Raw genomic sequence first — 24,803 nt, forward strand, 5'->3', positions numbered from 1 at the left:
TAAACGCTATGATGTAATAACGAGGCTGAGTAACAATACCATCAATAGTCCGACGAGCGAGCTTATCAGTTCAAGCAGCCCCCATGTTTTGAAGGTATCTTTCATGGATATACCAAAGGTCTCTTTGAATAATAAGAAACCGCCATCGTACATTAGCGTTATCGTATTACTGCCACAGGCGACGGCCAGGCACATTAACGCTGGATTCAGATGAAATGCATTAACCATTGGCGCGACAATACCGGCTGAGGTGATAGCAGCGACAGCACCCTGGCCGGTGAGAATGCGAATAATAGCCGTGATTATCCAGGCCACAATAAATGGAGAGAGTGAGACGTTGCTCATAATACTGACAATATGGTCACCAACACCGGAGACGATAATCACCTGCTTCAGGATCCCACCTGCACTGATAACAAACAGCACGTTGGCAATTTTAGCAATGGAATCACTCACGCAATGCGTAATATTCTCGGTGGACATTCCCCGTTTTTTACCCAAAAACCAAATGGCAGCCATTGTTGCCAGCAACATACTGATTTCTGCGCTGCCTAAAAACGTGCAGAGTTTTGCCAGGCCGCTATCGACGCCCATAAATCCTTTTACCACCGATGCCACCACCATAAGCACGGCCGGAATCAGAGGTATTAGCATGCTGATACCAAAAGAAGGAATATCGTCTGATGACTTCTCTTCTACCGGTTTGATCATAGAGTTCAGAGGGATTGATTTAATGCTGGGTAAAAATTTAGGCAGTAAAATACCGGTGCAAAAAAGAGCAGGGATAATGACAATGATTCCGTACATATACACCTGTACAATATCGGCATTAAACGCACTGATGAGTGCTACCGGGCCAGGCTGCGGTGGAAAAAGACTATGTCCCAGCGTGGCGCCTACCACCGTAGGCACAACCAGCTTCATGTAGGGAATGTTCGCCTTTTTGGCAATATTTAACACCAGCGGCATGGCTATCAAAAATGCCACTTCATAAAACATCGCAATCCCAAAAATGACGCCAACAAACATCAATCCAGTTGACAAGAAACGCGTGCCGCAGCGCTTAATGACTGTGTCGGCAATTTGCTGACTGGCACCTGATTCGGTCATGAATCGGCCAATGATGGCCCCAAATATAATAATAAGTGCCAGATGCCCTAAAATACTGCCGAGGCCATCCTGAATAACCGGCACAATTTCATCGACAGGAATGCCTTCCATAATAGCGACAAATATGCCCGCAATCAGCAATGCAAATATATTGTGGAATTTATATTTTAGATTCATTATGACGAGCAGGGCGATACCAACCAGAACCCAAAACAGAGCCAGTAAGGGGGACATATGTTTACCTGTATTCAACACATTGAATAAATGCCGGCAGGGTCGCCGGCCTGGATGCTAATGTTGTTTTTCGAGTGCTTCCCACAGACCAAGGAGATAGGTTACCCCTAATGCCCGGTCGTATAGACCATATCCGGGACGGCCAGTTTCGCCCCAAATAAAACGTCCGTGGTCAGGGCGGATATAGCCATCAAAACCATTGTCATGCAACGATTTCATTACTTTGAACATATCCAGTGAACCGTATTGTGATACGTGCGCCGATTCATAAAAATCTTTATCTTTAATGATTTTGATATTTCGTACGTGGGCAAAATGAATACGCTTCCGTTGAGTAAACTCAGCCAGTATGTCGTAAACATTATTATCAGGATCTTCGGCAATTGAACCGGTGCATAACGTGATTCCATTTGCTTCTGAATCAACTGCATTACACAGCCAATCAAGGTCGTTTCGATTTTTCACTACCCGCGGCAGTCCGAAGATGGAATAGGGAGGATCGTCGGGATGAATCGCCATTTTAATCCCGACCTCTTCACATACCGGGATGATGGCTTTCAGGAAATAGACAAGATTTTCACGTAATTTGTCGTCATCAACATCTTTGTATTTCGCAAACAGCTCTTGTACTTTAGCCAAACGTTCTGGCTCCCAACCGGGCAGGGCGAAACCGTTTGAATTATCGAGAACATCCTTAACAACATCTTCCAGACTTTTGTCGATGCCTTTCTTTTCAAAGGCCATCGTCAGCGAGCCATCCGGCAAGACATAGTTCATATCCGTCTTCATCCAGTCAAAGACCGGCATGAAGTTGTAGCAGATGATTTTAATGCCGATCTCAGCCAGATTGCGGATAGTCGTTTTATAATTCTCAATATACTGGTCGCGCCCCGGGCTGCCGATTTTAATCTCATCGTGAATATTCACACTTTCAATAACTTCCAGCTTCAGACCCGCTTCGCGTGCTTGAGCGGCAAGCGCCAGAATTTTATCTTTTGGCCAGACTTCGCCCACGGGAACATCGTACAACGCCCCTACAATGCCTTCCACGCCAGGCACCTGTCGTATGTGTTCCAGGGAAATCTTATCTTCTGCTGGTCCAAACCAGCGCATTGTCATTTGCATACTCATTACACCTTTAGCGGAAAGTCTAACTACCATACTAGTATCTTTGATGGGGACTGTTAAGAGTGATTTTTCCGACATCAATCACAAAATAGACCGATAAAGGTGGGTAAGTTGCAATCGACAAGTCCCAAACCCCTGTGCAGGAATCTGGTCCATACTTTTGTTTCTGCATTAGTGGAGGCAAACATATGCTAACGCTCTATGGCGTGCCGGGCTGGGGTTCGGCAATCAGCGAAGTGATGTTGACGATGGCTGAGATGCCATACCATTTTGTCGACGTGAATGGCTTCGATAATCCCGGCCCGCAGCATGACGTGCTGGCCCTGATTAACCCGCTGTGTCAGGTGCCGACCCTGCGGCTGGATGATGGCAGTACCCTGACTGAATCTGCGGCTATCGCGCTAATGATCCTCGACCATCGCCCCGATTTAGCCCCACCGATTGGCTCACCGCAGCGCACGCTGTTTCAGCGGCTGCTGGTGTGGCTGGTGGCGAACGTCTATCCGACGTTTACCTATGCCGATTACCCTGAACGCTTTGCGCCTGACGCCCCGGAGCAGTTGCAAAACAGCTGTATTGCTTACAGAAAAACGCTGTATCAATGGCTGGATGGTCAACTGGTGGGGCCGTACGCTATGGGTGACAACGTCACGTTACTCGATGCCTACATTGTAGTAATACGAAGCTGGGGCCCGCGTGCAGCGTGGTTTACCGAAAACTGTCCACGCCTGAGCGCCATTGCAGACCACATTGAAAAGCGTGAAGAACTGCGCCACGTCCTGCGTGAAAACGGAATCTTTAACTGCACAAAACGCTAATTAGGTCGCTGAGAAGATGATAGTTTTAGGGAACACAATAAGGAGGCCACCATGCCGCATGTAGACATTAAATGTTTTCCCCGCGATCTGAACGACGAACAAAAAGACGCACTGGCGGCAGATATTGCCGCCGCGATTACCCGTCATTTGGGCAGTAAAGATGGCGCTATCAGTGTGGCGCTGAACCAGGTGCAAGAGGCTGACTGGAAATCGCAGGTCTGGGACAAAGAGATTGGCCCGCAGCTCGACACGCTGCTGAAAAAGCCAGGCTACAGTTTGTAAGAAATAGCTCCGCGATGCGGATTGCTCCCTTGATGTTTTAAATCGCCCGATGGCGTTTTACTTGCCAGGCCTACGGTTCATGGTTTTGTAGGCCCGATAAGCGTCAGCGCCATCGGGCAAAATTTATCATCATCCACGTCCGTCCGCTCTTTGCTGGAGCCGTTTGACCGCCTCCGTTGCCTGAACGCCTAGCTCACGTAAATCCAAACCTGGAATCATGTCGTTTTCGACAATCACCTTTCCCTGACACAGTAGCGCTTTTAATGTTGCTCGCCCGCCGCAGGCCACCGGGCCGATCGCCATGTCGTGCAGACCGAAATAACGCGGGTCGTCGAGCTGATACAGCGCAATGTCGGCAGGCATGCCTGGACGTAATTCACCGGTTTCAAGGCCAAGCACCGACGCGCCGCCGGACGTTCCCCAGCGGATCACATCTTCTATCGTGGCCGCATCGCCGCCGCCTTCAAAGGTGCCGCCTTCGTAGCGCGGACGGGCGAGCATCCCTTTGCGGGCGCGCTGGAGCTGCCAGGCGGCGTGGGCTTCACTCTGCATATCGGCAGCTTCGTTGGAGGCCGCGCCGTCCACACCGATGGAAATTTTTACGCCAGCCTGTTCCAGGGCAACGATATCCGCGATGCCGCTCCCGAGGCGGGCATTACTTTGCGGGCAGTGAGCGATACCGCTGCCGCTGGCCCCGAGCAGGGCAATTTCTTCTGGTAGCAGTTTCACCAGATGGGCGAACCAGACATCATCTCCGATCCAGTCGTGTTCGGCGCAAAACTGCAGCGGCGTCATGCCGAATTTTGCCTGTGAAGCATCGAGGTAATCGACCGTTTCCGACAGATGGCTGTGCAAACGCAGCCCCAGCGTCCGTGCCAGCCGCGCGCTTTCCCGCAATTCTTGCGCAGTAGTCGAATGTAACGTGGTGGTGGGGGCCATCACTACGCGTCGCATCGCGTCGACCTGTGGCTGATGATATTGCCCGGCGAGGCGCTCGACGTCCTGCATCCAGTCGTCAAAACGCTCGGGTCGCAGCGCCGTCGGCAATGCGCTTTCCAGACCGCGAGTTTGCGTTGCGCCCCCGCGGCACAGCACGAACCGCACGCCTAACGCCTGCGCTTCTTCAAACAAAATGGCGGCCCCGTCGAACGGCATCCCCGGCCAGTACAGATAGTGATGATCGGCCACCGTTGTGCAGCCGGAGCGCACTAACTCTACCAGACCAATTCGCGCGGCAAGGCGAAACGTCTCTGCATCAAACGCGCCGCGAAAACGGTAGGGGGTCGAAGCCAGCCAGGCACTGAGGCTCTGGTTGATGCCTTGCGGTTCCCCCTTGAGCAGCGACTGGAACAAGTGATGATGCGTGTTCACCCAGCCCGGGTAGGCCACGCAGTCGCGGGCATCAATCACGCGCTCATCAGCGTTTGGCTTCAGCGTACCGACGGCGGTGATTCGCCCGTCGGCTACGCGAATATCGGTCGCAGAACTGCGCGGCATGTCGCGGTTCCCGGTCATGATGGCGGTACAGCCTTTTATCAGCAGCGTGCTCATAATTATCCTCAGGCCAGTTCACTGTCGTGCCAGCCACGCAGGCACACTCGGGTGATTAATGACATCAACGCCCACAGCGCGAGGCCAGTGCAGGTGATCAGGAACAGGGCGGCGAACATCAACGGTAAGTTGAGCTGAAAACCGGCCTGTAAAATCTGCCACGCCAGCCCGGCACCTGAGCCGCCCGTTCCGGCCACAAATTCCGCGACCACTGCGCCAATCAGCGCCAGCCCGCAGGAAATGCGTAATCCACTGAAGAAATAGGGCAACGCGTTCGGCACGCGCAGGCGCATCAGCACCTGCCAGCGACTGGCCTGGTTGATGTGAAACAGATTCAGAAGGCCTGGGCTTACGCTGCGCAGACCGAGAGTGGTGTTGGTCAGAACCGGGAATACCGCCACCAGCATCGCGCAGACCACCAGCGCCAGGGTGGTGTTGTGGATCCAGATAATCACCAATGGGGCGATCGCCACCACCGGCGTAACCTGAAACAGGATCGCCCAAGGCATCAGGCACGATTCAATCACTCGACTTTGCACACACAGAAATGCAATCAGCGTACCGATAATTACTGCCAGCAGAAACGCCAGCAGGGTGACTTTCAGCGTCACCAACAAGCTGGAAAACAGAGCGGAGTGCTGTTGATAGAGCGTAATGGCGATATCACTGGGTTTCGGTGCCAGATAAATAGGCACCGCAAACTGACGGAAACCTGTCTCCCAGATGGCGAGCAGAATAATCAGCACCAGCAGCGGCCATAGCGCACGCTGCACCTGCGGATATTGAATCAGGGGTTTAGTCATGGATGCCTCCGCTGGCCTGTTCGAGTAAATCGGAAAGTTGCGCCACCTGACGAATGAATGCCGGAGAGGTACGAAACGCGGCATCGCGAACGGTCGGACCGTCAATTTCGATGTCGGCAATAACCCGGCCCGGACGTGCGCCCATCACAATCACGCGTGATGAGAGCCATACCGCCTCATAAATACTGTGGGTGACAAACAGCACCGTCAGATTGCGACGGCTCCACAGTGCGCGGATATCGGCGTCGAGCTTATGGCGGGTAAATTCATCCAGCGCGCCGAAGGGCTCATCCATCAACAGCAGATCCGGGGCGATCACCAGTGCCCGGGCTAAAGCCACACGCATTTGCATCCCGCCGGAAAGCTCACGTGGGCGGGCGTGAAGGAAGTTCTCCAGCCCGACCGCCAGCAGCGCCTGCATCACCTGCGGTGTGCTTTCCTTTTTACCTATACCTCGCAGGCTTAGAGGCAAACGCACATTTTCCTCGATGGTCGCCCAGGGCATCAGCGTCGCTTCCTGAAACACCATCGCCATTTGGCACTGCTGCGCCAACGACGGCTGGCCGTTCCAGCGCAGCATTCCGGCGCTGGGCTGTTCCAGCCCGGCGAACATCTTCAGCAGCGTGCTCTTACCACAGCCCGACGGACCGAGCAGCGACACCAGTTCGCCACGACCAATATTCAGGTTTAGACGTTCAAGCGCGACGGTGCCGTTTGGCCACACTTTTTCCACTCCGCGCGCCATTAGAAAACGCGGCTCTTCATTTTGCGGTACCGCATTTGGCGGCTCAAAAGATAGAACATGCTGCATAACGCCTCCTTACATCGCGGCCTGCGGATAGAATTGCGTGGTGTACGCGGCTTTATAATCGGTGTCTTTATTTAGCAATCCGGCGCTGACCATAAAGTTGCGCGTTGCCTGCCAGCGTTTGTCGGTCATCACCCCGAGTAGGGTCATATTATTGAGCTGCGGGCCGCCGGAGCGCACTTCGACGTCGAGACCGTATTTTTTGTAGATCCCTGCCGCGACGGCCTGGTAATAGCCGCCTTGTTCCGCTTGAGCAACCCAGGTGGTCTGGAGGACCAGTTTATCGGCCGCGAAGGAGAGGGACGTTGCGCTGATAGTGGCGCACAGGGTAAGTAGACGAACGGACGACATTGACATATAAAGACCCCCAAATCAAAACGTTGTACACGGTCTGTCCGGGGGTAAGCGATGCTCACGACGCAATGCGCCGCCCCCTGACGAGGTACAGCCGAGGCTGTAGAGCAATGTCCCGCGTGGTAACACGCTGACCGCTTATACTCTGTTGGCTATCTAGCAAATGGCGTGCCATTCGCACTGATTGTTCGCAATCTATTGAATTAAATAATTATTTACCCTTTCCACTGAGAGGCCTCCTGAAATTGTTGTTTCACGCTGGCCAATATTGCACAACGATGAGGCAAAAAGTTTCACCGCTGCACATCGGGCGTGCATTCTGCGTTGGCGTGACTGTCTATCTCGCTGAAATAAAAGGCGTTCACAGCCTGGCACGGGCATTGCTTCAGTCAGCCTGAGTAGAAGCTGTCAGCCGGGAACTCAGCCGGTGGGTCATTGCTCAGTCGTCTTTACCGACGATGCCGAGACCTGTCGCTGGTTGAGAACCGCTCCACGGCAGGTCCTCCGTGACTTTCAGTTAACGAGGTTTCCCTATGAACAGCACATCGGCTTTCGCTATGCATGAACTCACCAAAGAATCCCTCATGGGCGCTCGCGGTCAGGAAACGAACCGTGAAGTGCGCATTATCGACTTGTCTGACTTTGATCAACGTAAGACTGAAATCGCCGAGGCGCTGTGGCAGGCATCGACCGAAATCGGCTTTTTTCAGGTCTCAGGCCATGGCATTCCGCTAGAAGATATCAACGCCGCGTTTAGCCGTGCAGCGCAATTTTTTGCGCTGCCTCAGGAAGAAAAAGTCTGCTATCCGCTCAACCGTAATGCAGGCTGGGAGTACCGGGCGCAGATCAGGCCATCCACAGGCAAACCCGATCAAAAAGAGTCTTATCAGGTGACGCGCCCGCGCATGTCAGGCCTGTGGCCAGACGATGAAACGCTGCCTGGTTTCCGCGAGGCGGTGCTGGCGTTTGAAAGTCAGTGCTGGGCTGTAGGCATGAAACTACTGTCCTGTTTCGCGCTGAAAATGGGCTTCCCGGAGGAATTTTTCAGCCAGGCGCATGACCCGTCAAAAGAGACGTATCAGAGCACGCTGAGAATGCTGCACTATTTCGCGCTGACCGGTGAAGCGGACGGCCCATGGCGTGCCGGCGCACATACCGATTTTGACTGCCTGACACTGCTGTTCCAGCAGGCGGGGCAAGGCGGCTTGCAGGTGTGCCCGGGAAAAGATATGGAAACGCAAAGCTGGACGTCTATCGAGCCGCTGGAAGGGCTGATTACCTGTAATATCGGCGATATGCTGATGCGCTGGAGCGATGACCAGCTGCCATCGAATTTCCATCGCGTACGCAGCCCGCTGCCGGGTGAATCGGTGGATGCGCGCTACAGCCTGGCATTTTTCTGTCAGGCCAATGAAGATGTGGTGATTGAAGGGCCAAACAAAAAGTACCCGCCAATCACCGCCCGGGACTATCTGGCGCAGCGCATCAGCGCCAATTTCTCCGGCAAATATTAATTATTCAGCCGCTTTAATCATCCGGCCGCTGGTGACAAAGGTACCAGCGCCGAGATGATGCAGCGTATTGCGGCGATCGCCGTTGAATTGCCAGCGTCCGGCTACGAACGCCTGTTCATCGGCAGCCGCCGCCACCACTTCGCCAAACAGCGTGTCGTATTTCTCCTGCGCTGCCGTCGCAGGCAGCAGCTTGCACTCCAACCATGCCAGGCATCTTTCTTCGACGAGGGGGAGGCCAAGCGCCGGGCCATACACCACTGGAATGCCGTAACAGTTGAATTTATCCTCATCGCGTCCACTGACGCTACCGACAGCGTAAGTCCAGTTCGCCGCATCCACGGCGGGAATGACGATGCCGAACTTTTCGCTGCGCTCAATAAGTTCGCGCGACCAGGCGCTTTTATCGACCACAATAGCGATGCGCGGCGGTTCAAACTCCACCGGCATCGACCACGCGGCGGCCATGATATTGCGCCGGTCAATGCTTTCATCGTAACTGGTGATAAGCACGGTTGGCCCATGATTGAGCAGGCGGCTGGCATGTTTTAATTCCACGGGACGAAAACGGCTCATAGCAATTCTCCTGGTTGTTTGCTGCATTTAAGCGTGTTCCAGCTGCGGAAAATAGCGGTCGCGCACAAACGGAAAAAATCATCGCACAAAAACGCCAGTCAGCTGAAAAAAATACGTTATAAACAGTTTATATCTCAAGCATGGAGGCCGTATGAGCCCATTTTTAACCGCGTATTTTGCCCGACTGAACTGGCATTCTCCTGTCGCTGTCGATATCGACACCTTGCGGGCGCTGCATTTGCGCCACAACTGCACCATTCCTTTTGAGAATCTGGACGTGCTGCTGCCACGCGAAATCCAGCTCGACGACCAGTCGCTTGAAGATAAGCTGATCCACGCCCGTCGCGGCGGTTATTGCTTTGAGCAAAACGGCCTGTTTGAACGCGTGCTGCGTGAAATTGGTTTTGATATACGCAGCGTTTTGGGGCGCGTAGTGTTGTCGAATCCGCCGCAAATGCCGCCACGGACTCATCGTTTGCTGGTGATTGATTTAGCCGGTGAACGCTGGATTGCCGACGTTGGCTTTGGCGGACAAACGCTGACAGCTCCGATTCAACTTCAGGCAGACAAAGAGCAAACCACGCCGCACGGTGTTTACCGCTTGTTGAACGAGGGCAACAACTGGATATTGCAGTTCCGCCATCATGACCGGTGGCAGTCGATGTATCACTTCGATCTGGTTCCGCAATATTTCTCGGATTATGTGGCGGGCAACTTTTGGTCGGCACACTGGCCACAGTCGCATTTCCGCCATCATCTGTTGATGTGTCGCCATTTGCCTGACGGCGGCAAACTGACACTGACCAACTTCCATTTCACACATCAGGAAGGGGGCCATACCCTCGAGTCGATCAATTTACCGGACGTCGAAAGCTTATATTTATTGTTGCAGGATAAATTCGGCCAGGGCGTCGATGACCCAAAAAATGGCTTTACGCTGGCAGATTTAGCGGCAGTGATGGCGGCGTTTGATACGCATGGTGAGGCTGGGAAGTAGGGAGTACGCCAGGGCGAAGCACCGCTTTCGTCGGCGGGGCCACGGGAATTGATAAGGGGAACGTGGTGTTCCCCTTATCCCGTTCAGCGGGAGATGCAGAATCTGCCAAAAATTTGGTGAACGGAACCGGGCCACAAATCTAAGCGATCAGCGCCTCGATCTCACAATCTGATACCTGCGCGTGAAATACTCCACTGGCGCGCTCCACACGTGTACCAGACGGGTGAACGGGAACAGCAGGAAAATCGTCATCCCCAGCGCCAGATGGACGCGGTACACCAGCGCCACCCCCGCGAGATGCGTAGACGCACCGCCCTGGAACGTCACGACTGATTGCGCCCAACCTACCAGTTTCATCATTTCGCTGCCGTCAGGATGCTGTGCCGAGAACGGAATCGTCGACAGCCCCAAAATGCACTGAATCAGTAATATGCTGAGGATCAGAATATCTGCCGGGGTCGACGTGGCGCGAACGCGTGGGTTGAACAGCCGACGAATCAGTAAGCCCGAGCCACCAATCAGTGTCAGCACCCCACAGGCCCCGCCAAGGATCATCGCCATTTGCTGCTTCACGGCAATCGGCAGGAACGATTCGTACATCCAGTGCGGGGTCAGCATCCCGAATGCGTGGCCGAAAAAGACCCCGAGAATGCCGATGTGGAACATGTTTGACCACAGCACCATACCGCGTTTGTCGAGCATCTGGCTGGATCCTGCGCGCCAGGTATATTGCCCGTAGTCGTAACGCAGCCAGCTGCCGATGATAAACACCGAGCCGCAGATATAGGGGTAAATATCGTAAAAGAAGACGTCAAAGAAGTGGCTCATTTGGGGCCTCCGGAACGGACGTCGACGTATTGCGGCGCAACGTCCTGGCTAAAACGTTTCTGATAACTTTGTAGCGGGGAGCTATCGCAGGCAGAGGTGGCGTTGTCCTCGATAAACTTCACCTGTTCTTCTTCCCACACCGCGTCCAGCGCCTGATGGGTATCATCACGCGGTTCAGCCTTCACCTGAGGCGTGACGCTGTCACTTCTTAGTGGGCTGTTAGCCAACAAAAGCAGAGTATCGAACAGTTGATAGTAGTTTGACTGACGTTCTTTCAGCCTTCCTCCGAGCAGCGCCAGAATCGGCGCGACGTTCTGCAAGCCCTCGCGGGCTTCCTCCGACGAACGCGTGCTGAGAAACTCCAGATACAGCGGCAGGTGATCCGGCAGTTCGCGACAGTCGAGTTGTAAACCGGCTTGTTCGTACTGCGTCATTAAATCGACCATCGCCTGTCCGCGATCGCGGGATTCGCCGTGCACATGTTCAAACAGCAGCAGCGACATTGAGCTGCCGCGCTCAAACAGGTCGCACCACAGCTCCTGCTGGTCGAGCAGCGGGGCGCTGAGATAGTTTTCCACCCACGGCGCCAGCGTCGGCGCATCCTGCATCACCAGCGCCTGAGCTTCATCCCGATTATCCCACAGCACTGCATCCGGATACTCCAGCAGCAGGGCAATCATCTTGAGGATCGGCATTATTCCCCCTCCCCATGCTGGCGCACGCCGGAGACATCAATGGCGTCGATGCGTTTGCTGTTGAACAGGTTGAACTTGGTGTCAGATCCGTGGCAGCCGTCACCGAAGGTGAACCCGCAGCCGTTACGTTCCGGGAAGGCTTCTTTCGCCATTTCGCGATGGCTGGTTGGGATCACGAAACGGTCTTCGTAGTTGGCGATGGCGAGATAGCGATACATCTCTTCCACTTGTTCAACGGTCAGGCCGGTCTCTTCCAGCGCACGGGTGTCGGTAACGCCTTCCACCGTTTGCGAGCGTTTGTAGTGACGCATGGCCATCATGCGTTTCAGCGCACGCAGGACCGGGCCGGTATCGCCCGCAGCTAGCAGATTGGCGAGATACTGAACCGGAATGCGCAGGCTCTCGACTGACGGCAGAATATTGCCGTTATGCGGTAACGCGCCCGCGTCCGCAACGGACTGGATCGGCGACAGCGGTGGAACGTACCAGACCATCGGCAAAGTACGGTATTCCGGGTGCAACGGCAGAGCGAGTTGCCATTCCATCGCCAGTTTGTAGACCGGCGACTGCTGAGCAGCCTCAATCACGTTCTGCGGAATGCCCTGTTTAACTGCTTCTTCAATCACCGCCGGATCGTGTGGGTTAAGGAATACGTCACACTGGCGCTCGTAGAGATCGGTCACGTGTTCGGTACTCGCGGCTTCTTCGATTCGGTCGGCATCGTACAGCAGCACGCCGAGGTAGCGAATGCGCCCGACGCAGGTTTCGGAACAGACAGTAGGCTGGCCGGATTCAATGCGTGGATAGCAGAACGTACATTTTTCTGACTTGCCGCTTTTCCAGTTGAAGTAGATTTTTTTGTACGGACAGCCGCTGATACACATGCGCCAGCCCCGGCATTTGTCCTGGTCGATCAGCACGATGCCGTCTTCTTCGCGTTTGTAGATGGCACCTGACGGGCAGGTCGCCACGCAGCTTGGGTTGAGACAATGCTCGCACAGACGAGGGAGGTACATCATGAAGGTGTTTTCGAACTGACCATACATCTCCTTTTGCATGTTTTCGAAGTTCCGGTCTTTGGCGCGTTTTTCAAATTCACCGCCGAGCAGTTCTTCCCAGTTCGGGCCCCATTCGATTTTATTGATGCGTTCTCCGCTGATCAGTGAGCGCGGGCGCGCGGTAGGCAGATGCTTGCCTTCCGGCGCGCGATGTAAATCCTGATAGTCGTAGGTGAACGGTTCATAATAATCGTCGATCGACGGCAGCACCGGGTTAGCGAATATTTTTGCCATCAGCGCCAGGCGTCCGCCGAGGCGCGGCGTGAGTTTGCCGCTGATCCCTCGGATCCAGCCGCCTTCCCATTGTTCCTGATCTTCCCAGTTTTTCGGATAACCGATGCCGGGCTTAGTTTCGACGTTATTGAACCACGCGTATTCCATGCCTTCGCGACCGGTCCAGACGTTTTTACAGGTCACAGAGCAGGTGTGACAGCCGATGCATTTGTCGAGATTAAGAACCATGCCAACCTGAGAACGGATTTTCATTTTTTCGCCTCCTGGACCTGATCGTTGCCTTCGTCATCCAGCCAGTTAATGTTCTTCATTTTGCGGATCATGATGAACTCATCGCGGTTGGAGCCGACGGTGCCGTAATAGTTAAAGCTCCACGCCAGTTGGGCGTAACCGCCAATCATATGGGTGGGTTTCGGGCAAATGCGGGTCACGGAGTTGTGGATACCTCCGCGTCGGCCGGTCACTTCAGAACCGGGAATATTCATGATGCGTTCCTGGGCGTGATACATCATGGTCATGCCGGGTGGAATGCGCTGGCTGACCACCGCGCGGGCGGTGAGGGCGCCGTTTGCGTTGAAGGCCTCAATCCAGTCGTTATCTTCAATGCCGAGCTCTTTGGCGTCGGTTTCACTGAGCCAGACAATCGGCCCACCGCGCGACAGCGTCAGCATCAACAGATTTTCGCTGTAGGTCGAGTGAATGCCCCATTTCTGGTGCGGCGTCAGGAAGTTGAGCGCTTTTTCAGGGAAACCGTTCGGCGGAATGGCATTCATATGGCTGACGCTGCGGGTGTCGATCGGCGGGCGATACGCCACCAGGCTTTCACCAAACGCGCGCATCCACTTGTGGTCCTGATACAGTTGCTGGCGACCGGACAGCGTTCGCCACGGAATAAGTTCGTGGACGTTGGTGTAGCCTGCGTTGTAGGAGACGTGTTCACTCTCGAGGCCGGACCACGTCGGGCTGGATATGATTTTTCGCGGTTGGGCAACGATATCGCGGAAGCGTATTTTTTCGTCTTCTTTGTTCAGCGCCAGATGCGCATGTTCGCGTCCGGTGATTTTGCTCAGCGCCTGCCACGCTTTAACCGCCACCTGGCCGTTGGTTTCCGGGGCGAGGGCGAGGATAACCTCGGACGCGTCAATGGCGGTTTCGATGCGTGGGCGGCCTTTCGCCGGGCCATCGGCCTTCACGTAATTCAGTTTGCCGAGGAACTCAATTTCGCTATCGGTGTTCCACGAAATGCCTTTACCGCCGTTCCCGAATTTGTCCAACAACGGCCCGAGCGAGGTAAAGCGCTCATACGTCGCCGGATAATCACGTTCCACTACCGCAATACCTGGCCCGGTTTTGCCCGGCACGTACTCGCATTCGCCTTTACGCCAGTCGGCCACGTCAAACGGCTGTGACAGTTCGGCCGGAGAATCGTGCAACAGCGGTTGCAGCACCACGTCGGTTTCCGTGCCCAGATGGCCGACGCAGACCTGAGAGAATACTTTGGCGATGCCTTTATAGATCTCCCAGTCGCTACGTGCTTCCCAGGCCGGATCGACCGCCGCCGACAGCGGATGAATAAACGGATGCATGTCCGAGGTATTCATATCGTCTTTTTCATACCAGGTGGCGGTCGGCAGCACGATGTCGGAGAACAGGCAGGTGCTGGACATGCGGAAATCGAGCGTCACCAGAAGGTCGAGCTTGCCTTCGATGGCGGCGGTTTGCCACTCGACTTCTTCTGGTTTCACGTCATCGCTTTCACCGAGTGCGTCGCCCTGAATGCCACTCTCGGTACCGAGCAGGTATTTGAGCAAATATTCATGCCCCTTGCCCGATGAACCGAGCAGGTTGGAGCGCCAGACAAACAGATTGCGCGGATGGTTGTTACCGCTGTCAGGCTGTTCGCAAGCCATTCGAATATCGCCAGATTTCAACGCTTGTGCGGTGTAATCGGCCGGAGAAATGCCCGCCGCGTCGGCCTTCTCTTTGATGTTCAACGGGTTTAGATTGAGCTGTGGTGCGGACGGCAGCCAGCCCATGCGTTCAGCGCGGACGTTAAAATCAATCAGGTGCCCAGTAAATTGACTGGCGTCCGCCAGCGGTGAGAGCAGCTCTTTGGCGGTGAGTTTTTCATAACGCCACTGGCTGGAGTGATTGTAGAAATACGAGGTGCTGTTCATCTGGCGAGGTGGACGGTTCCAGTCCAGCGCGAACGCCAGCGGCAGCCAGCCCGTTTGCGGGCGCAGTTTTTCCTGGCCGACGTAGTGTGCCCAGCCACCGCCGCTTTGCCCGACGCAGCCGCAGAATACCAGCATGTTGATCATCCCACGGTAGTTCATGTCCATGTGATACCAGTGGTTGACCCCGGCCCCGAGAATAATCATCGAACGGCCGTGGGTTTTGTGCGCGGTATCGGCAAATTCACGGGCGATTTGCGCGATGTGATACTGCGGCACGCCGGTGATTTGCTCCGCCCACGCTGGGGTGTAAGCTTTGATTTCACTATAATCTTTGGCGGAGAGCGGATCGTCCAGCCCACGATCGAGGCCGTAATTAGCCAAAATCAGATCGTATACGCTCACCACCAAACCCGCGCCGCCGTCTGCAAACGTCAGCTGTTTAACAGGTAACTGACGCACCAGGATAGGGTCCTGCTTCACGCTGCGGAAATGCGGATTTTCGTTGCCGCCAAAGTAGGGGAAAGCCACTGGTGCGATGCGGTCGTGATTCCCGAGCAGAGTCAATTGCAGTTCGGTTTCAGCACCTGCGGCTATCGATTCGAGATTCCATTTTCCCTCTTCGCCCCAGCGGAAGCCGATCGCGCCGTTGGGCACCACCAGTTCACCCGCGGTATTGAAGGCGACGGTTTTCCACTGCGGATTATTGCTTTCGCCAAGGTTATTGACCAGATCCGATGCGCGCAGCATCCGGCCTGGCACGTAGCTGCCGTCTTCCCGAGCGTCGAGTTGCACAAGCATCGGCATGTCGGTGTAGCGTCGACAGTAGTTGATGAAATAATCGCTCGGGTTATCGAGATGAAACTCGCGCAGCATTACGTGGCCCATCGCCATTGCCAGCGCGCTGTCGGTGCCCTGTTTTGGCGCCAGCCACTGGTCGCTGAGTTTGGCCACTTCCGAGAAATCCGGCGTGATGGCGATAGTTTTGGTGCCTTTGTAGCGCACTTCTGTGAAGAAATGCGCATCCGGAGTACGCGTCTGTGGCACGTTTGAGCCCCAGGCAATGATGTAGGACGAGTTATACCAGTCGGCGGATTCCGGCACGTCGGTTTGCTCGCCCCAGGTCATCGGCGAGGCGGGCGGCAAATCGCAATACCAGTCGTAAAAGCTGAGGCATGTTCCGCCAAGAAGCGACAGATATCGTGTGCCTGCGGCGTAAGAGACCATCGACATTGCCGGAATAGGTGAGAAGCCCGCCACGCGGTCCGGGCCGTAGTTTTTGATGGTCCAGACGTTGGCCGCCGCAATCAGCGTATTCAGTTCGTTCCAGTTGGAACGCACAAAACCGCCGTGACCACGAGCCTGTTTGTACTTCAGGCATTTGGCCGGGTCCTGCATGATTGCATCCCAGGCATGAACCGGGTCAGGGTGTTGTTCCAGTGCCTCGCGCCACATTGAAACCAGGCTTTTGCGGATCAACGGATATTTCAGGCGATTGGCACTGTAGAGATACCAGGAATAGCTGGCCCCGCGTGGACAACCGCGCGGCTCATGGTTGGGTAAGTCGGGACGGGTACGCGGGTAGTCGGTTTGCTGGGTTTCCCAGGTCACCAGCCCGTTTTTAACGTAGATTTTCCAGCTACAGGAGCCCGTACAGTTCACGCCATGGGTCGATCGCACTATTTTGTCGAACTGCCAGCGCTGGCGATAACTGTCTTCCCAGTCGCGGTTGGTGTTGTACACCTGACCGTGACCGTTCGCGAAAGTCTCTTCTTTTTGCTTAAAGTAGCGAAACCTGTCCAGTAGCTTACTCATGACATTTCTCCTGACGGGGGCAGGTCTGCCCCGTGGTTAGGCAGCTCACATTGTTATGATTATTTAGCGGATGGCTGGCGGCGACCGTAGACCAGCCACGTCACCACCACGCAAACGATGTAGAACACCAAAAAGATTTTCATCGCGCCGACCGGAGAACCGGTCATGGCCAGCGACGTGCCGAAGGCTTTCGGAATGAAGAATCCACCGACAGCACCGATGGCTGAGATAAAGCCCAACGCGGCAGCGGTATCGGTAACCGCTTCCTGCTGCGCCTGTTCATCACTGCCACCTTTGGCTTTGACGCGATCGATGGTTATCTTGCGGAAAATTACCGCAATCATCTGGAAGGTTGAGCCACTACCGAGACCGGCGGTCAGGAACAGGCCCATGAAGACGAGGTAGAATGCGAGGAAGTTGCCCGGTGAGCCACTGCCTGGCAGGGTGAGAAAAATCAGGGCGCTGAAGATGGCCATGAAGATGAAGTTAATCAGCGTCACACGTACGCCACCGAGTTTGTCTGAAATCATGCCGCCGAATGAACGCGCCAGGGCACCGAGGAACGGCCCGAAGAACGCCAGTTTGAGGATGTTCACATCGGGAAACTGCGTTTTCGCAAGCATAGCGAAACCGGCGGAAAAACCGATGAATGAGCCAAACGTTGCCAGATACAGCAGGGCAAGGATCCAGGTGTGCATCCGGCCAAGCACCGGTAGCTGTTCGGCGATCGACGCTTTAGAACTGGCGATATCGTTCATTCCGAACCAGGCGGCGATGGTGGCAATCAGCAATAACGGAGCCCAAATCCAGGCGGCGTTGGTCAACCACATCGTTGAACCGTCTTCTTGCGTTACGCCGTGCACGCCGAGGAAGGTGAAAATTGGCAGGAAAATAACCATCGGCGCGGCGAGTTGCATCACACTGACGCCGAGATTTCCGAGCCCACCGTTAATGCCGAGCGCACTGCCTTGTCGGGCCTTTGGGAAGAAGAAACTGATATTTCCCATGCTCGAGGCGAAATTCGCGCCAGCAAATCCACACAGTAAGGCAATAACAATAAATACCCAGTACGGAGTAGCGGCATTTTGAATAGCAATTCCGAGCCAGACGCAGGGAATAATCAGAATAACGGTGCTTAATACCGTCCAGTATCGGCCACCAAATATAGGCACCATAAAGGAGTAGGGCACACGTAATATTGCCCCGGAAAGGGATGGCAGGGCGGTTAATAAGAATAACTGGTCGGTGGTGAAATTAAATCCGACTTTATTAAGATTTACGCTGACAGCGCTGAATAGCATCCATACGCAGAAGGCCAATAGCAGACAGGCCACGGAAATCCAGAGGTTACGTCGGGCAATACTTTTGCCTTTATTTTCCCAAAACAACGGATTCTCAGGCTTCCAACTTTTTAAAAGGTAATGATTATTCTTCTCATCTTGTTGTGGCATATCGCCCTCGTCTGCACCAGTACGTTATGAAAAATAAGCAAAAAGAGACCGACGGAACGTAATGGTCCGCGAAAAGTAAGGAATTTTAGGGTTATGTGAAAGAAGGATAGATAAAAAAGCGCAACCCCGCGAATGGGCCGGTAATATAGCTGCGCTTAAGTGTTACTGATTGTAAATAAAACTAGACTAATTCGAGAGCAAAGGCGCGGTGCAAATGACGATTAAATGCGGCATCGTCGACTTCCGGCATTCCCAATACATATATGCCGTCCAGCCCGCAGACCAATGAAATTAAACGCCAGGCAATGTCTTTGGCGCTGTCGTGCAGGGTAAACTCACCGGCTTTTTCACCGGCTACGATCAGCCTGACGGCTTCTTCGTGCCACATCGACATGGTCAGCAAATACGCCCCTTTGATTTCCGGGTCGCTGTCGGCCAACAGCTGCGCCTGACGCCACAAGCGAATATACGGCTCAAGTCGTCGATCTTCACTGCCGAGCAGCGCAAACAGACGCTCACGCCAACTGGCATTTTCCGCGACCAACGGGAGTTCCATCATTTCTCGGATCACCCGGACAAAGGCCTGTGATTTCAGTTCGCCCGACGACGTAAAGTGATGGTGGACCTGGCCTGCGGCAATACCCGCACGGCTGGCGATATTACGGACGGTCATGGCGGTGAAACCTTCTTCCAGCGCCACGCGAATAGCAGCCTGCATGATGGATTCCCGACGTTCTTCCCGATTCAGATAGCTCATAGTTTCAGTCCCTGGCGGTAGTACAGTAATAATAACAAAAAGCTGGACAAGCGTTCAACTCTCAAGCAGGATCAAAAGCTGGACGGGTGTCCAGTTTGTTTTTGAAGAAGGAAAGATTATGTTTCGTCAATGGTTAACGTTGGTTGCTATCGTACTGGTTTATATCCCGGTAGCGATTGATGCCACGGTATTGCACGTCGCCGCGCCGACGCTGAGCGTGTCGCTCGGGGCTAGCGGTAACGAGCTGCTGTGGATCATTGATATCTACTCGCTGGTGATGGCGGGTATGGTTCTGCCGATGGGTGCGCTGGGCGACCGCATCGGCTTTAAACGTCTGCTGCTCATCGGTAGCGGCCTGTTTGGTCTGGCGTCGCTGTGTGCGGCGTTTGCGACCACCGCGGAGTGGCTGATTGCTGCGCGTGCGGTGCTGGCCATCGGCGCTGCGATGATCGTTCCGGCTACGCTCGCCGGGATCCGCAACACCTTCAGCGAAACCCGTCACCGTAATATGGCGCTGGGTATGTGGGCTGCGGTGGGATCGGGCGGTGCGGCATTTGGTCCGCTGATCGGCGGGATCGTGCTCGAGCACTTCTGGTGGGGCGCGGTGTTCCTGATCAACGTCCCGATCGTACTGTTTGTGATGGCGTTGAGCGCGCGCGTGGTTCCCCGTCAGGCCGGACGCCGCGAACAGCCGCTGAATTTCAGCCACGCGTTGATGCTGATCGTCGCTATCCTGTTGCTGGTGTGGAGCGCGAAAACGGCAATGAAAGGCGTGATGGCGCTGTGGGTTGTCGGCCTTGTGCTGCTGTTTGGTGCAATGTTGCTCACCGCCTTCGTGCGTATTCAGCTGAATGCCCGCACACCAATGATTGATATGCGCCTGTTCACACACCGCATTATTCTCAGCGGCGTCATGATGGCGGTCACGGCGATGATCACGCTGGTGGGTTTCGAGTTGCTGATGGCGCAAGAACTGCAATTTGTACACGGAAAAACGCCGTTTGAAGCCGGACTGTTTATGCTGCCGTTAATGCTGGCCAGCGGCTTTAGTGGCCCGATTGCCGGGGTTCTGGTTTCGCGTTTGGGGCTGCGTCAGGTGGCAACCGGCGGTATGGCACTGAGCGCTATCAGCTTCCTTGGCTTGTCGATGACCGACTTCAGCACCCAGCAATGGCAGGCGTGGGGCCTTATGACGCTGTTAGGTTTTAGCGCCGCCAGCGCCTTATTGGCCTCAACGGCAGCGATTATGGCGGCAGCACCAAAGGAAAAAGCGGCCGCGGCCGGGGCTATCGAAACCATGGCTTACGAACTGGGTGCCGGTTTGGGAATTGCGTTGTTTGGCTTGATTCTGACCCGCAGCTATACATCGTCGATTGTTCTGCCGGAAGGGCTAAACAGCGATGCTGCCAGCCGGGCGGGTTCCTCTATCGGGGAGGCGATGCAGCTGGCTCAGACGCTGACGCCTGTGCTTGCGGATTCCGTTGCTAATGCAGCGAGAAGTGCCTTTATTACCTCACATAGCGTGGCGTTGTTCAGTGCGGGTAGCATGATGCTGGTTCTGGCGGTCGGGATCTGGTTTGGCCTGGCGAAAACGCGCCAGGCCGTTTAACTAGTTTCGCGTCGCGTACCAGCACAATAAGGAGCCAGCACACACCATGCAGGCTCCCTGCCAGAAGGCCCAAGAGAGCGGGGCGCTAAGCAACACCGACGCCAGCGCAGAAGAAAGCACCGGGGTAAAATAAGAGCCAACCGCTAACAGACTCACACTGCCATGCAGAATTCCGATATTCCACGCCGCATAGGCAAATCCTAACGACAACGCGCAAAGAATAAGCTTAATCACTACCGGCCAGCTGAAAATCATCATCGGCTGAGGGCTGGAAAAATACTGAACCCACAGGCTTAGCGCGGTGAGTAAAACAAAAAGCGTTATCCCATTTTTCCCTTTGGCGTATTTGGCGGTAACCGTGCAGTACGTCGCCCAGATAAATGCCCCACAAAATGCCAGGATATAGCTGAGTGGACTGCTGGCGATATTGTGCTTTATTTCTGCCAGATTAAGACCGTTCTCCCCGCCCAATACCCAACTGACGCCGAGCAGTGAAATCAGAAGCCCTGGAACCACCCACCATCGGGCTTTCTGTCCGTTGAATAAAATAGCAAACGCGATAGTCAGGCTTGGCCAGAGATAATTAACCATCCCGACTTCAATCGCCTGCTGGCGCGTGGCGGCATAGCCAAGAGAGAGCGCGAGGCAGATTTCATAGGTGACAAACAGCACGCAGCCAGCCACCAGATAGCGAAAGGAAAAGGTTTTGAGTTGAGGAAAACCAACGGTAAGGAGTAACAGCAACCCGCTGCAGCTGTAAATCGCCGCCGCGCCACCGACCGGGCCTAAGCCTTCGCTGACGCCGCGAATCAGACCCACCATTGTGCTCCACAGCAGAATAGCCAACAGTCCGATGAGCGTGGCTTTTTGTTTTGTCATGAGCGTAATCTTGTTCATCCTGAAAACGAATAAGACTACGGTATTAAGGCCGTAAAAGGCAAAAAATCCGGCGCAAAGGCCGGATTACGGAATGACTTCAAGTCTCGGAGAACCTACACGAATTTCGCCAGTGGGTCGCCGGCGGCAAAGGCCACGTCACGATCGGCTTTTGGCGGATAGATAAGCTCGTTAGTAATGGCGATTTTCAGCTTTTTAGCGTCTTCGCGAACCATTTTCAGCTGCTGATCCCAGCCTTCGGTGTACACCGCGCCCCACGCGCCGAGATCAAGACAGGTCACATAATTCACCTGGCGATATGGCAAACCTTCAACCCCGAGCAGGCTGGCTGCGGCATTATGGCCGGCGAACTTACCAAGCTGAATGGCATGCTGACAGGTCATCAACGCGGTGTTGCCGATATCGTCTGATTTCGCATGAGCCATATCGCCGGTCGCGAAAATATTTCGATATGATGGGATTTGCAGTTCTTCGGTCACGACAAAGCGGCCCAGCGCATCGCGGTCTGCGGTGAGGTTTTCGCCCAGGGAGCTGGCTTTTACACCGGCAGTCCAGACGACGGTTGCCGCGTCGATCCGGCTGCCATCTTGCAGAGTGACGCCGGTGGCATCGACCATTTCCACGGCCGCATTCAGATGCCACTCGATTCCCAGTTCGTCAGAGGCGTTTCGGATAACCTCGCGTAGCGCTTCGCTCCAGCGGCCACCAATCTCAGGACCCCTTTCTACTACGACTACTTTTGTCCGTGTATTTTCACCGAAAAGTACTTTCAAACGAGAAGGGAGTTCAGTTGCCAGCTCAATGCCGGTGAAACCGCCGCCGCAAACAACGACGGTGTTTCGGGCAGGGGTTTCCGGCTGGTTTGCCAGAGCGTGCAGGTGATCTTCCAGGCGCTGAGCTGAATCCATCTGATCGACATCGAAGCCATGCTCGGCGATGCCTTTGATACCGAAGTGGTGCAAGTGGCTTCCGCTGGCAATAACCAGGCGATCGTAGGAGATAAAGGTCGACTGCGACTCGGGGGTTTTGTACCAGACACTGTTCTCTGCGGCGTCGATTCGCTCGGCGTGACCCGCAATGAAACGGATATTCAGCTCAGTAAACAGCGGCTGCAAATCAGCGGTCAGCGTCGAAACATTGGCTTCGTAAAAACGCGGTCTGACGCGCAGTTCAGGTTGCGGTGCCAGCACGGCGATTTCCAAAGAATCGTTGCCTTGCAGATACGCCAGACGTGCCGCACTGACTGCAGACCACATACCTGCAAAACCGCTACCGATGATAAGAATACGTTGTTTCATGTTTTGTCCTTCTGCATTTTCAGGCCGCTCGGCCCCAATAACTGCCACTATACTTGTCGGAGTTAACTCCGACAAGATCTTTCTGAGTATCTGAGTTATCATCACCGTGAATAAACCGAAGAGGATCATAAAATGGCGTTTTACAGTTCTGGCGTGGAGTACGGGATCCACAGCCTGATGAGCATGGTGGATGCGAATGGCGATGCGCGTGAAATGAGCGTGCGAGAGCTGGCCGAGCTGCAGAACGTGCCTTATGACTATCTGGCAAAAATATTTACCCGTCTTTCCCGCGCCGGGCTGGTGGTGAGCACAGAAGGTAAGGGCGGTGGGTTCCGTCTGGCGAGAGCCAGTGAGCTCATCAGCGTGCTGGATATCGTTCAGGCTATCGACGGTGACAAATCGATGTTCGAATGCCGGGAGATCCGCCAGCGTCTGGCCTTATTTGACGAAGCGCCGCCTTCATGGGTTTGCGATGGCCCATGCGGGGTGCGTTCGGTGATGGACAGCGCTCAGCAGCGGATGGAAGAAGAACTTGCTCGCCATACCGTGCTCGACCTGGCCCGTAAAATGTTCCGTAAAGCGCCGGACACCTTCACCATTGAAGTCAAACAGTGGATTAACGATCGTCGGAGTAAAGCCTGAGAAGACCGATCTCAATAAAAACGGCGCCTTTTGGCGCCGTTTGTCGTTTAAGGCCGGATTAATGACGCAGGTCGATAACCATACGGCCGCGAATCTGCCCTTGTTCCATTTCTTTGAAAATGGCGTTGATGTCGCCAATTGGACGCATTGTCACTTTCGGTACCACTTTGCCTTCGGCGGCAAACTGGAACGCTTCGATCAGGTCCTGGCGCGTGCCCACCAGCGAACCGATCACCTGAATACCGTCCAGTACCAGGCGCGGAATATCAAGGCTCATGGATTCTGAGGGCAGGCCAACGGCAACCACACGACCACCGGCACGAACCGCATCGACCGCAGAATTGAACGCTGCTTTTGCAACGGCAGTGACGACCGCTGCGTGCGCGCCACCGGTTTTTTCCTGCACGATTTTCGCCGCGTCTTCACTGCGGGAGTTGATCACTAAATCAGCGCCCATTTCCTCCGCCAGTTTCAGCTGCGCGTCGTTGACGTCCAGGGCGATAACTTTGGCATTGAACACGTTTTTCGCGTATTGCAGCGCGAGGTTACCCAAACCGCCCAGACCGTAGATGGCAATCCACTGACCCGGTTTGATGCCGGACATTTTGACCGCTTTATAAGTGGTGACGCCCGCACAGGTGATGCTGCTGGCCGCTGCGGATTCCAGGCCGTCCGGCACTTTTACGGAGTAACCGGCGGTGACGATACACTCTTCGGCCATCCCGCCATCGACGCTGTAACCGGCATTCTTCACCGAGCGGCAGAGCGTTTCGTTGCCACTGTTACAGTATTCACAGTGGCCGCAGCCTTCGAAGAACCACGCCACGCTTGCGCGATCACCGGGTTTCAAGGAGGTGACGCCAGGACCGACTTCTTTCACAACCCCAATACCTTCGTGACCCAGAATGACGCCGGTTTTATCGCCGAAATCGCCATTTTTCACGTGAAGGTCGGTGTGGCAAACGCCGCAGCATTCCATCTTTAGCAGCGCTTCACCATGCTTCAACGGACGAAGCGTTTTTTCAGTCACAATGACCTGATGGTCTTGAGTTACAACAGCAGCCTTCATGTATATCTCCTTTTTGGATGAAAATCTGCAATGCAGGTACGGCGCCTGTGAAGCGCGTCGTTACTCCTTTAGAGTTAAAGTATTTCGCTGATTTAGCAAGCCCA

General features: G+C 54.6%; 21 protein-coding genes and 1 pseudogene. 6 read left to right on the forward strand and 16 right to left on the reverse strand.

What is annotated here, in order from left to right; all coding sequences use genetic code 11:
• Positions 1 to 6: 6 nt before the first annotated feature.
• Both MUU46_RS21870 and uxuA read right to left on the reverse strand, forming a co-directional pair.
• Positions 7 to 1,344, reverse strand: coding sequence for a gluconate:H+ symporter (locus tag MUU46_RS21870; protein WP_258966692.1), 1,338 nt, complete (start codon positions 1,342 to 1,344; stop codon positions 7 to 9).
• A gap of 57 nt (positions 1,345 to 1,401) precedes the next feature.
• Entirely contained in the window at positions 1,402 to 2,469 is a 1,068-nt protein-coding gene (gene uxuA / locus MUU46_RS21875; protein ID WP_159759148.1) for a mannonate dehydratase, read from the reverse strand.
• A gap of 191 nt (positions 2,470 to 2,660) precedes the next feature.
• On the opposite strand from uxuA, the gene MUU46_RS21880 reads away from it, so the two are divergent.
• On the forward strand, positions 2,661 to 3,290 hold the full coding sequence (locus MUU46_RS21880) for a glutathione S-transferase family protein (RefSeq protein WP_258966693.1): 630 nt from the start codon (positions 2,661 to 2,663) through the stop codon (positions 3,288 to 3,290).
• A 51-nt stretch (positions 3,291 to 3,341) separates the two neighbouring features.
• On the forward strand, positions 3,342 to 3,572 hold the full coding sequence (pptA, locus tag MUU46_RS21885; protein WP_258966694.1) for a tautomerase PptA: 231 nt from the start codon (positions 3,342 to 3,344) through the stop codon (positions 3,570 to 3,572).
• Positions 3,573 to 3,701: 129 nt separating this feature from the next.
• Here pptA and MUU46_RS21890 read toward each other — a convergent pair whose 3' ends face one another.
• The 4 genes and pseudogenes from MUU46_RS21890 to MUU46_RS21905 all read right to left on the reverse strand — a co-directional run.
• A complete protein-coding gene (locus tag MUU46_RS21890; RefSeq protein WP_258966695.1) occupies positions 3,702 to 5,123 on the reverse strand; it encodes an amidohydrolase family protein in 1,422 nt (473 codons plus the stop codon).
• 8 nt (positions 5,124 to 5,131) lie between these two features.
• Entirely contained in the window at positions 5,132 to 5,926 is a 795-nt protein-coding gene (locus MUU46_RS21895) for an ABC transporter permease (RefSeq protein ID WP_258966696.1), read from the reverse strand.
• Positions 5,919 to 6,737, reverse strand: coding sequence for an ABC transporter ATP-binding protein (locus MUU46_RS21900; RefSeq protein WP_258966697.1), 819 nt, complete (start codon positions 6,735 to 6,737; stop codon positions 5,919 to 5,921). The genes MUU46_RS21895 and MUU46_RS21900 overlap by 8 nt, the downstream gene beginning before the upstream one ends.
• Positions 6,738 to 6,872: 135 nt before the next feature.
• Positions 6,873 to 7,085: pseudogene (locus MUU46_RS21905) on the reverse strand (ABC transporter substrate-binding protein); the annotation flags it as partial.
• 536 nt (positions 7,086 to 7,621) lie between these two features.
• On the opposite strand from MUU46_RS21905, the gene MUU46_RS21910 reads away from it, so the two are divergent.
• Entirely contained in the window at positions 7,622 to 8,602 is a 981-nt protein-coding gene (locus MUU46_RS21910; RefSeq protein ID WP_258966698.1) for an isopenicillin N synthase family dioxygenase, read from the forward strand.
• Here MUU46_RS21910 and MUU46_RS21915 read toward each other — a convergent pair whose 3' ends face one another.
• Positions 8,603 to 9,175, reverse strand: a complete 573-nt coding sequence (locus MUU46_RS21915) for a flavin reductase family protein (protein WP_258966699.1) — start codon at positions 9,173 to 9,175, stop codon at positions 8,603 to 8,605.
• A 151-nt stretch (positions 9,176 to 9,326) separates the two neighbouring features.
• Here MUU46_RS21915 and nhoA point away from each other — a divergent pair, with 151 nt between their 5' ends.
• On the forward strand, positions 9,327 to 10,172 hold the full coding sequence (gene nhoA, locus MUU46_RS21920) for an N-hydroxyarylamine O-acetyltransferase (RefSeq protein ID WP_258966700.1): 846 nt from the start codon (positions 9,327 to 9,329) through the stop codon (positions 10,170 to 10,172).
• 147 nt (positions 10,173 to 10,319) lie between these two features.
• Here the strand turns inward: nhoA and narI are convergent, their stop codons facing one another.
• The 6 genes from narI to MUU46_RS21950 form a co-directional block, all read right to left on the reverse strand.
• Positions 10,320 to 11,000, reverse strand: coding sequence for a respiratory nitrate reductase subunit gamma (narI, locus tag MUU46_RS21925; protein WP_159759167.1), 681 nt, complete (start codon positions 10,998 to 11,000; stop codon positions 10,320 to 10,322).
• The gene (gene narJ / locus MUU46_RS21930; protein ID WP_258966701.1) at positions 10,997 to 11,695 is read right to left on the reverse strand and encodes a nitrate reductase molybdenum cofactor assembly chaperone; all 699 of its coding nucleotides are present in this window, start codon (positions 11,693 to 11,695) and stop codon (positions 10,997 to 10,999) included. Before narJ ends, narI begins: the two co-directional genes overlap by 4 nt.
• The gene (narH, locus tag MUU46_RS21935; RefSeq protein WP_159759171.1) at positions 11,695 to 13,239 is read right to left on the reverse strand and encodes a nitrate reductase subunit beta; all 1,545 of its coding nucleotides are present in this window, start codon (positions 13,237 to 13,239) and stop codon (positions 11,695 to 11,697) included. Before narH ends, narJ begins: the two co-directional genes overlap by 1 nt.
• Positions 13,236 to 16,976 (reverse strand): nitrate reductase subunit alpha, encoded by a 3,741-nt coding sequence (locus MUU46_RS21940; protein WP_258966702.1) that lies wholly within the window; start codon positions 16,974 to 16,976, stop codon positions 13,236 to 13,238. Before MUU46_RS21940 ends, narH begins: the two co-directional genes overlap by 4 nt.
• Positions 16,977 to 17,035: 59 nt before the next feature.
• On the reverse strand, positions 17,036 to 18,427 hold the full coding sequence (locus MUU46_RS21945; RefSeq protein ID WP_258966703.1) for a NarK family nitrate/nitrite MFS transporter: 1,392 nt from the start codon (positions 18,425 to 18,427) through the stop codon (positions 17,036 to 17,038).
• 181 nt (positions 18,428 to 18,608) lie between these two features.
• On the reverse strand, positions 18,609 to 19,184 hold the full coding sequence (locus tag MUU46_RS21950; protein ID WP_258966704.1) for a TetR family transcriptional regulator: 576 nt from the start codon (positions 19,182 to 19,184) through the stop codon (positions 18,609 to 18,611).
• A gap of 118 nt (positions 19,185 to 19,302) precedes the next feature.
• On the opposite strand from MUU46_RS21950, the gene MUU46_RS21955 reads away from it, so the two are divergent.
• Positions 19,303 to 20,793 (forward strand): MFS transporter, encoded by a 1,491-nt coding sequence (locus MUU46_RS21955; protein ID WP_258966705.1) that lies wholly within the window; start codon positions 19,303 to 19,305, stop codon positions 20,791 to 20,793.
• Here the strand turns inward: MUU46_RS21955 and yddG are convergent, their stop codons facing one another.
• Positions 20,794 to 21,672 (reverse strand): aromatic amino acid DMT transporter YddG, encoded by an 879-nt coding sequence (yddG, locus tag MUU46_RS21960; RefSeq protein WP_258966706.1) that lies wholly within the window; start codon positions 21,670 to 21,672, stop codon positions 20,794 to 20,796.
• A gap of 113 nt (positions 21,673 to 21,785) precedes the next feature.
• A complete protein-coding gene (locus MUU46_RS21965) occupies positions 21,786 to 22,988 on the reverse strand; it encodes an NAD(P)/FAD-dependent oxidoreductase (protein ID WP_258966707.1) in 1,203 nt (400 codons plus the stop codon).
• A gap of 132 nt (positions 22,989 to 23,120) precedes the next feature.
• Here MUU46_RS21965 and MUU46_RS21970 point away from each other — a divergent pair, with 132 nt between their 5' ends.
• Positions 23,121 to 23,630, forward strand: coding sequence for an RrF2 family transcriptional regulator (locus MUU46_RS21970; RefSeq protein WP_159768540.1), 510 nt, complete (start codon positions 23,121 to 23,123; stop codon positions 23,628 to 23,630).
• 58 nt (positions 23,631 to 23,688) lie between these two features.
• Here the strand turns inward: MUU46_RS21970 and adhP are convergent, their stop codons facing one another.
• A complete protein-coding gene (gene adhP / locus MUU46_RS21975) occupies positions 23,689 to 24,699 on the reverse strand; it encodes an alcohol dehydrogenase AdhP (protein ID WP_258966708.1) in 1,011 nt (336 codons plus the stop codon).
• Between the last annotated feature and the right edge of the window lie 104 nt (positions 24,700 to 24,803).

It is taken from the genome of Scandinavium tedordense (assembly GCF_024764965.1).
Classification (GTDB): domain Bacteria; phylum Pseudomonadota; class Gammaproteobacteria; order Enterobacterales; family Enterobacteriaceae; genus Scandinavium; species Scandinavium tedordense.

Coding starts and splice junctions, on each gene's coding strand:
- MUU46_RS21870 (WP_258966692.1), bottom strand. CDS start 1,344: ATGTCCCCCTTACTGGCTCTGTTTTGGGTTCTGGTTGGTATCGCCCTG.
- uxuA (WP_159759148.1), bottom strand. CDS start 2,469: ATGCAAATGACAATGCGCTGGTTTGGACCAGCAGAAGATAAGATTTCC.
- MUU46_RS21880 (WP_258966693.1), top strand. CDS start 2,661: ATGCTAACGCTCTATGGCGTGCCGGGCTGGGGTTCGGCAATCAGCGAA.
- pptA (WP_258966694.1), top strand. CDS start 3,342: ATGCCGCATGTAGACATTAAATGTTTTCCCCGCGATCTGAACGACGAA.
- MUU46_RS21890 (WP_258966695.1), bottom strand. CDS start 5,123: ATGAGCACGCTGCTGATAAAAGGCTGTACCGCCATCATGACCGGGAAC.
- MUU46_RS21895 (WP_258966696.1), bottom strand. CDS start 5,926: ATGACTAAACCCCTGATTCAATATCCGCAGGTGCAGCGTGCGCTATGG.
- MUU46_RS21900 (WP_258966697.1), bottom strand. CDS start 6,737: ATGCAGCATGTTCTATCTTTTGAGCCGCCAAATGCGGTACCGCAAAAT.
- MUU46_RS21910 (WP_258966698.1), top strand. CDS start 7,622: ATGAACAGCACATCGGCTTTCGCTATGCATGAACTCACCAAAGAATCC.
- MUU46_RS21915 (WP_258966699.1), bottom strand. CDS start 9,175: ATGAGCCGTTTTCGTCCCGTGGAATTAAAACATGCCAGCCGCCTGCTC.
- nhoA (WP_258966700.1), top strand. CDS start 9,327: ATGAGCCCATTTTTAACCGCGTATTTTGCCCGACTGAACTGGCATTCT.
- narI (WP_159759167.1), bottom strand. CDS start 11,000: ATGAGCCACTTCTTTGACGTCTTCTTTTACGATATTTACCCCTATATC.
- narJ (WP_258966701.1), bottom strand. CDS start 11,695: ATGCCGATCCTCAAGATGATTGCCCTGCTGCTGGAGTATCCGGATGCA.
- narH (WP_159759171.1), bottom strand. CDS start 13,239: ATGAAAATCCGTTCTCAGGTTGGCATGGTTCTTAATCTCGACAAATGC.
- MUU46_RS21940 (WP_258966702.1), bottom strand. CDS start 16,976: ATGAGTAAGCTACTGGACAGGTTTCGCTACTTTAAGCAAAAAGAAGAG.
- MUU46_RS21945 (WP_258966703.1), bottom strand. CDS start 18,427: ATGCCACAACAAGATGAGAAGAATAATCATTACCTTTTAAAAAGTTGG.
- MUU46_RS21950 (WP_258966704.1), bottom strand. CDS start 19,184: ATGAGCTATCTGAATCGGGAAGAACGTCGGGAATCCATCATGCAGGCT.
- MUU46_RS21955 (WP_258966705.1), top strand. CDS start 19,303: ATGTTTCGTCAATGGTTAACGTTGGTTGCTATCGTACTGGTTTATATC.
- yddG (WP_258966706.1), bottom strand. CDS start 21,672: ATGACAAAACAAAAAGCCACGCTCATCGGACTGTTGGCTATTCTGCTG.
- MUU46_RS21965 (WP_258966707.1), bottom strand. CDS start 22,988: ATGAAACAACGTATTCTTATCATCGGTAGCGGTTTTGCAGGTATGTGG.
- MUU46_RS21970 (WP_159768540.1), top strand. CDS start 23,121: ATGGCGTTTTACAGTTCTGGCGTGGAGTACGGGATCCACAGCCTGATG.
- adhP (WP_258966708.1), bottom strand. CDS start 24,699: ATGAAGGCTGCTGTTGTAACTCAAGACCATCAGGTCATTGTGACTGAA.